The organism is Ruegeria sp. BHSB058 (genome assembly GCF_059613285.1).
The window spans coordinates 1-7,618 of record NZ_JBXWSF010000128.1; the positions used below are offsets into that span (position 1 = coordinate 1).

The 7,618-nt window shown below is 67.2% G+C and carries 4 protein-coding genes and 1 pseudogene; 3 read left to right on the forward strand and 2 right to left on the reverse strand.

Annotation, left to right across the window (positions count from 1 at the left end; translation table 11 throughout):
• From AC2FNB_RS20015 to AC2FNB_RS20025, 3 genes and pseudogenes are all read left to right on the forward strand, one after another.
• Positions 1–434: pseudogene (locus tag AC2FNB_RS20015) on the forward strand (DUF58 domain-containing protein); the annotation flags it as partial.
• Positions 431–3,193, forward strand: coding sequence for a DUF4159 domain-containing protein (locus tag AC2FNB_RS20020; protein ID WP_496748549.1), 2,763 nt, complete (start codon positions 431–433; stop codon positions 3,191–3,193). The pseudogene AC2FNB_RS20015 and the gene AC2FNB_RS20020, both read left to right, overlap by 4 nt.
• Positions 3,190–5,232 (forward strand): hypothetical protein, encoded by a 2,043-nt coding sequence (locus tag AC2FNB_RS20025; RefSeq protein ID WP_496748550.1) that lies wholly within the window; start codon positions 3,190–3,192, stop codon positions 5,230–5,232. The genes AC2FNB_RS20020 and AC2FNB_RS20025 overlap by 4 nt, the downstream gene beginning before the upstream one ends.
• Before the next feature lie 6 nt (positions 5,233–5,238).
• On the opposite strand, the gene AC2FNB_RS20030 is transcribed toward AC2FNB_RS20025, so the two are convergent.
• Both AC2FNB_RS20030 and AC2FNB_RS20035 read right to left on the reverse strand, forming a co-directional pair.
• Positions 5,239–6,081, reverse strand: coding sequence for a 2-keto-4-pentenoate hydratase (locus AC2FNB_RS20030; protein ID WP_480748812.1), 843 nt, complete (start codon positions 6,079–6,081; stop codon positions 5,239–5,241).
• Between the two features lie 13 nt (positions 6,082–6,094).
• Positions 6,095–7,618 (reverse strand): penicillin-binding transpeptidase domain-containing protein (locus tag AC2FNB_RS20035; RefSeq protein WP_496748551.1); only part of this gene is annotated, 1,524 nt, incomplete at its 5' end.

Sequence of the window (7,618 nt, forward strand, 5' to 3'; positions counted from 1 at the left end):
GGCTGGCGCAGGCCTGGGCGAAGGACGCCGAGGCCGACTATGCCCCGCCTGAACACCGCGCGATGATCCCGCATTCGCGGGCGCTGTTCATCTCGGATTTCCTGGGTGATCTGGGCGAGGTGGAACTGGCGTTGACCAAGGCTGCGGACCGGGGCGTGCGGGGCCTCCTGCTGCAAGTGCTCGATCCGGGTGAAGAGAGTTTTCCCTATCGGGGGCGCACGATCTTCGAGAGCGTCGGCGGAAGCCTGCGGCACGAAACCCTGAAGGCGGGTGATTTGCGCCAGCGCTATCTGGACCGGTTGGCCGAGCGCAAGGACGCCTTATATCAGTTGTGCCGTGCGACGGGCTGGCAGTTTGGACAGCATCACACCGGCGAAAGCGCCCAGGCCGCCTTGTTGTGGCTGTATCGCGCCCTGGATGGAGGCACCCGATGACCGTGCTGGCTGGCATCGGATTTACCGCGCCCTGGCTGTTGCTGGGGCTTTTGGCGTTGCCGGTACTGTGGCTGATCCTGCGGGCGGTGCCTCCGGCGCCGATCCGGCGGTTGTTTCCCGCCGTCACGCTGCTTTTGGGGTTGAAGGACGATGAAAGCGTGTCGGACCGCACGCCCTGGTGGCTGCTGCTGCTGCGGATTCTGGCGGCGGCGGCGATCATCATCGGGCTGGCCGGACCGGTGCTGAACCCGTCACGCGACGGGGCGGGCAGCGGGCCGGTGCTGATGGTGCTGGATGCAAGCTGGGCCGGGGCGGCGCGCTGGCCTGCAACGCTGAACCAGATCGATGCGCAACTGATCGAGGCGGGGCGTGCCGGACGGCCCGTGGCGATTCTGCGCTTCACCGACCCCGAGCCGCCGGTTTTCCTGGCGGCTGAGGCATGGCGCAGCCGGTTGCCCGGATTGGTGCCGCTGCCTTGGCAGCCGGGAGAAGTTCAGATCGACGCCTCATTGGCGGCGCTTGATACGATTGAAGGTGGGTATGACACGCTGTGGTTCAGCGACGCGCTGGATTATGCGGGGCGCGACGATGTGCTGGCGGCGTTGCGGGATCGGGGCGGCGTGACGGTCTATCAGACCGGCGCACAGGTGATCGGCCTGTTGCCGGCCCGGTTCGAGGATGGCGCAGTGCAGCTGACTGCGGTGCGATCCCACCCGGCACCGGCGCAATCGGTGACGATTCAAGCCGAGGGGCGTGACCCGGCAGGCACCATGCGGGTTTTGGAAACCGCAACGGCGGAGTTTGCCGAAGGGGAGACGCAGGCCGGGGTCGCGCTGGCGCTGCCGTCCGAGTTGCGGGCGCGGATCACCCGGTTCGACATCGCAGGCCAGCGGTCGGCCGCAGCGGCCAGCCTGACGGATGACAGTCTTCGGCGGCGCGAGGTCGCGCTGATCACAAACAGCAGCAACCGCGAGGGGCTGGAGCTGTTGTCGCCTCCGCATTATCTGACCCAGGTTCTGACCCCGACCGCCGATTTCGTGGATGGCGACCTGCTGGAGGTGCTGCCCGCCAATCCGGATGTCATCGTGCTTGCCGATATCGCCACTTTGTCGGCGCGCGAGGAAACCGCGCTGATCGAATGGATCGAAAAGGGTGGTCTGTTGCTGCGCTTCGCGGGCACGCGCATGGCGGCAAGTGATCTGGGCCGGGATACGGACAACGCGCTGTTGCCCGTGCGCCTGCGCAGCGGCGGCCGCACGGTGGGCGGCGCGATGAGCTGGGGCGAGGCCAAGGGGCTTGCGCCCTTCCCCGAGTTTTCGCCGTTTCACGGGCTGACCATCCCCGATGAGGTGACGGTGACCACGCAGGTAATGGCGCAGCCCGGACCGGATCTTGCCGGAAAAGCCATTGCCTCGCTGACTGATGGTACACCGCTGGTCACGCGCAAACCGCTGGGATTGGGGCAAGTGGTGCTGTTCCACATCTCGGCGGATGCGGAATGGTCCACCCTGCCCCTGTCGGGCCTGTTCGTCGAGATGCTGGACCGGCTGGCGGTGACCTCTGCCGCCAAGTCGCAACAGGTGGAGCTGTTGCAAGGCACGGTCTGGGCGCCGGATCAGGTACTGGACGGGTTTGGCGACTTGTCGGATGCGGGCAACCTGCCCGGCGTCGATGGCGCGGATCTGATCGAGGGGCGCGCCGGGCCTGAGCTGCGCCCGGGTATTTATGTGAACGACACGCAAAGGCTGGCGCTGAACGTTCTGCCAGAGGGGGAGGTGCTGGAACCGGCAGCCTGGCCGGTGGATGTGCCGGTCAAGGGCGTGGAGGTCGAGCGGGACATGCCGCTGGGTGGCATCCTGCTGAGCCTGGCGCTGATCCTGCTGGTGGTGGATGTGGTGGCGTCACTGGCGCTGTCGGGGCGGCTTTGGCAGGCGCGCGCAGCGGTGCTGGTACTGGGGATCGTGCTGGGGGCACCGCAAGTGCAGGCACAGGCCGGTGACGATATCGACTTTGCGCTGTCCTCGACCAAGGAACTTGTGCTGGCGCATGTGCTGACAGGGGACAGTCAGGTTGACGATGTCGCGCAGGCGGGGCTGCGCGGGCTGTCGGACACGCTGTTCTATCGCACCTCGGTCGAGCCTGCGGAACCGGTGGGGGTCGACCTGGAGCGTGACGAGCTGGCGTTCTTTCCCCTGCTCTACTGGCCGATCACGCCCGATCAGCCGGAGCCGTCGGCCGAAGCCTATGCCCGGCTGAACACCTATCTGCGCTCGGGCGGGATGATCCTGTTCGACACGCGCGATGCGGATATCGCCCGGTTCGGCGTGGCCAGCCCGAATGGCCGCAAGTTGCAGGCGCTGGCGGAGCCGCTGGACATTCCGCCGCTTGAGCCGGTGCCGCACGATCACGTACTGACGCGCGCCTTTTACCTGTTGCAGGATTTTCCGGGGCGTCATGCCGGGACCGAGGTTTGGGTCGAATCCGCGCCCCCCGACGCCGAACAGATCGAGGGCATGCCGTTCCGCAACCTCAATGATGGGGTGACGCCGGTGGTGATCGGCGGCAATGACTGGGCCGGAGCCTGGGCGGTGGACCGCAATGGCCAATCCCTGCTGCCGGTCGGACGCGGATACGCCGGAGAGCGTCAGCGTGAACTGGCGCATCGCTTTGGTGTCAATCTGGTGATGCACGTGCTGACCGGGAACTACAAATCGGACCAGGTGCACGTGCCTGCCTTGCTGGACAGGTTGGGACAATGACCGGAACCGTCATATTCGATCCGCTGATCCCCTGGCCGGTCCTGGCATCGGTTGCGGCACTGGCCGTGGCCGGGATCGTTCTGGCCCTGTGGCGGGGATTGTCGGGATGGGCCTTGCGCGGGCTGGCGGCGCTGATCCTGATCGCGGCGCTGTCCGGGCCGGTCTATCAGATCGAGGACCGCGCGCCACTGACCGACATCGTGCTGATGATCGAGGATGAAAGCGCCAGCCAGAAACTGTCGGACCGCGAGCAGCAGACGAGCGAGGCCGCCGAGCGGCTGGCCGGGATCATCGAGTCCCGTGACAACACCGAGCTGCGCCGCATTCGCGTGGGCGACGGACAAGGCGACGAGGGCACGCAGGTGATGCGGGCCTTGACCGAGGCGCTGGCCGAAGAGCCGCGTGCCCGTATTGCCGGGATCATCGCGCTGTCGGACGGGCTGATCCATGACGCCGATCAGACCCCCGACCTGCCCGCGCCGATGCATCTGCTGCTGACCGGCAGATCCGGAGACTGGGACCGGCGGCTGATCGTCCGGAACGCCCCGGCCTTTGCCATCATCGGCGAGCCGATGACCCTGATCCTGCGGATCGAAGACAGCCGCGACGCGCCTGCGGGCCGCGCCGTCGCACCGCTGGAACTGTCGGTCGACGGGGGCGAGCCCGAACGGTTCGACCTGCCGATCGGGCAGGACATAGAGGTGCCGATCACCTTGCCGCATGGCGGGCGCAACGTGATCCAGTTCACGGTCCCGGCGGCCGAGGGCGAGCTGACCGACCGCAACAACACCGCGCTTATCCAGATGAACGGCGTGCGCGACCGGCTGCGGGTGCTGCTGGTCTCGGGCGAGCCGCATCCGGGCGGGCGGACGTGGCGCAACCTGCTGAAATCGGACAGTTCGGTCGATCTGGTGCATTTCACCATCCTGCGCCCGCCGGAAAAACAGGACGGCGTGCCGGTGGACGAGCTGAGCCTGATCGCGTTTCCGACTCGCGAACTGTTTCTGGAAAAGATCGACGATTTCGATCTGATCATCTTTGATCGCTACAAGCGGCGCGGCATCCTCCCCGCCATCTATCTGGACAATGTCACCGACTATGTGAACAAGGGCGGCGCGGTTCTGGTGGCGGCGGGGCCGGATTTCGCCACCGCCGATTCGATCTTTCGCTCTCCGCTGGCGCCGATCCTGCCTGCCCAGCCCACGGCGCGGGTATTCGAGGAGCGATATGTTCCGGAAGTGTCCGATCTGGGCCAGCGTCACCCGGTGACCACGGAACTTGGCAATCCCGGCGACTGGGGCGCGTGGCTACGCCAGATCGATGTGCGGGATCGTTCGGGCGATGTGCTGATGACGGGAATCGAGGACCGCCCGCTGCTGGTTCTGGACCGTGTCGGAGAGGGGCGGGTGGCGCTTTTGGCTTCGGATCACGCCTGGCTGTGGAGCCGGGGATACGAGGGCGGCGGGCCGCAGCTGGAACTGCTGCGGCGGTTGGCGCACTGGATGATGAAGGAACCCGAGCTTGAAGAAGAAGCCCTGTGGGCCGAGGCCAATGGCCAGAGCATGCGCATCATCCGCCGCACGCTGGAAGAGGAGGTCGGGCCGCTGACGGTGACCCGGCCCAATGGCGACAGCGAGGAGCTGACGCTGGAAGAGGTCTCTCCGGGGCGGTTCGAGGCACAGTATTTCGGGCCGGAGATCGGGTTGTATCGCCTGCGCGAAGGCGAGCGCGAGGCGGTGATCGGTCTGGGGCCTGCCGCACCCAAGGAATTCGAGCGCACGATTGCCAGCGGCGAGATCTTCGAGCCGCTGTTGGCCGGGCTCAAGGGTGGCGTCATGCGGCTGGAGGCCGGGCTGCCCGCGATCCGGTCGGTGCGTGAGGGGCGGCCCGCCTCGGGGCGTGGCTGGATCGGGCTGACGCCGCGCGGAGCTTACGAGACGCGCGATGTTACCCAAGCCGGGTTGTTGCCGCCGTGGCTGGTGCTGTTGCTGGCCTCGGGCTTTCTGCTGGCCGGATGGCTGCGCGAGGGGCGGCACTGAATCCCGTTATTTGAATGCTACGCTGACCCTTGGATCACCGGGCAGGCCGATATAGCTGACCGAGGCACCGCCCTTGCCTTTTGCGGGCGGTATCAGCGGCCCGAAAGAACCGACGGAAATCAGGTCGCCGGGTTTGAACGTGATCCCCCTGGACCTCAACCAGAGGGCCGAGTTCGCCGGATGGCCCAGAACCGCCGTTCCGGGGGCGGTTGCCAGAACCTCGCCATCTGCCGCGCGCAGCGTCACCTGCATCGCGGCCAGCGCCTGCGACATGGCGGCGGGGTCGTCGACCGGGATATCTGCGCCCATGACGCCAAGCCTTGACCCGACACCGGCGGCGGTCAGGGTGACGGCGGTGAGCGGTTCACCTTCGGCCAGGATGAGATCAGGCAGTTCGATGAACGGGCGAACGGCAGAGATATGGGCCATCACTTCGTCTGGTGTGGTGGCCTGATTGATGCCTTCGTCCCCGACGACAAGGATCAGGTCGGCCTCGAAAACCGGGCGCGCACCCCAGTTGGCGGGAATTTCGGAACCGTCAGGCAGCATCATGTCGCGATAGAGAACGCCCTGCACGGGCTCGCTGACACCGAACCGGTCCTGCGCGGGTTTGCTGGTCAGGCCCGCCTTGTAGCCGATGAGCGGCCCGAGATGCGGTGTCAGCGCAGCGGCCAGTTTCGCCTGAGCACACAGCGCGTCATCCATGCTGCCGTCGGGCACAAGTGCGGAGGTTGCCGTGTTCGACAGGTAATCCGCGACAAAGGCGTCGATCTGCGCGTCGGAGGCGCAATCGGCAGTGGCGGATGTGGCGGCGAGGGTGGCGGCAAGCGTCACAATCAGGCGTTTCATGATGTCATCCCTTTCAATCGATCGCGATGGAGATCCGGTCTGACCGGCCTTTTGCATCCACGAGGACAAACGAGGCATAGCCCCGGCCAGGGTTTGGAATTTCGAACTCGGTCTGCCGGATGCCGGTGGCGACGGGGCGGCCATCGGCCAGCAGAGAATAAGGGCCTTGTCCGCCACGCAGCTTGACGGTCAGCGGCGTACCATCAGTCGCCAGTCGCGCGCCGTCCGGAGGAAACAGCAGTTGCGGCGCACCGGTTGCGGGCTGGAACGCGGCAGAGCGGGGCCGGAATCGCTGCAGCGGCGCGGGCAGGTCCGCAGCGCCGACGATCAGGGTCGCGGGTGGCGGCGGCGGCAGCGGGTCGAATGCGGGTTTCAGTCGTCCGAACGCCTCGAACAGCACGGGTGCGGCCAGATCGCCGCCAAAGGCGCCGGGTACAGGAGTGCCGTCGGCCCGGCCCAGCCAGACGCCGATCACATGCCGCCCGTCATAGCCGATGGCCCATGCGTCGCGGTGGCCGTAGGACGTGCCGGTCTTGTAGGCGAGCACATTTGCGGGGGCACCGGGCGGCGGCGCGAGACCCGCCAGAATATCGCCGACCTGCCATGCGGCCACGTCGGAAATCACCCGTGCTGTGTTGCCCGCCGGATCGGTCAGGCGGTCGCGCAGCAACGGTCCCTGACCGCCAGCCGCCAGCGTGACGTAAAGCTGCACCAGATCGTTCAGGGTGATCCCCACCCCGCCCAGCGACACCGCAAGACCCGGCGCGCCGCCGGTGAGGCGCGGGTGCGCGCCCGCCCGGTTCAGCGCAGCCATGATGCGGCTTGGCCCAAGCTCGTGCGTCAGGCGGACGACGGGAATGTTGAGCGACATCTGCAACGCCTCGCGCACCCGTACATCGCCGCGGAACATCCCGTCGAAATTGCGCGGCGCATAGCGGCCGAACATGACAGGGCCGTCATGGATCAGGGTTTCGGGATGGGCCATGCCCTGATCGAACGCCAGCCCGTAGACCAGCGGTTTCAGGGTCGAGCCGGGCGAGCGCAGGGCGGTGGTCATATCCACGAAGCCCTGCCGCGTGTCGTCATACCCGGCAGAGCCGACCGAGGCGAGGATGTCGCCGGTCGTATAATCGGCAACCATCATCGCGCCAGAGACCCGCGCCCCGGCGCGGGCGGCGGCGCGGGCGACCAGCGGTTCGAGTTGTGACTGCAGCCGTGCGTCGATGGTCAGATCATGGGTCTGGGCCTCGGGCGCGTCAGCGATCGCGCGATCCGCCGGATGCGCGGCCAGTTGCGGAAAGGGGCGCAGCATCACGGGCGTCGGCTCGGTCAAGGCCGCCCGAACCTCGGACAGTGGCAGGGCGTTCTGGTCGGCCATCCGGCGCAAAACCCTGTCGCGCGCCTGAGCGGCCGCAACGGGGTGCCGGTCGGGCCTGCGGGTTTCAGGCGATTGCGGCAGGGCCACGAGCAGCGCGGATTGCGCCGGGGTCAGGCGGCGCGGCTCTTTCCCGAACCAGGCCAGTGTCGCGGCGCGCAC

What these genes read in the sequence shown, in the direction of transcription:
- AC2FNB_RS20020 (WP_496748549.1), top strand. Translation starts at nt 431, where the DNA reads ATGACCGTGCTGGCTGGCATCGGATTTACCGCGCCCTGGCTGTTGCTG.
- AC2FNB_RS20025 (WP_496748550.1), top strand. Translation starts at nt 3,190, where the DNA reads ATGACCGGAACCGTCATATTCGATCCGCTGATCCCCTGGCCGGTCCTG.
- AC2FNB_RS20030 (WP_480748812.1), bottom strand. Translation starts at nt 6,081, where the DNA reads ATGAAACGCCTGATTGTGACGCTTGCCGCCACCCTCGCCGCCACATCC.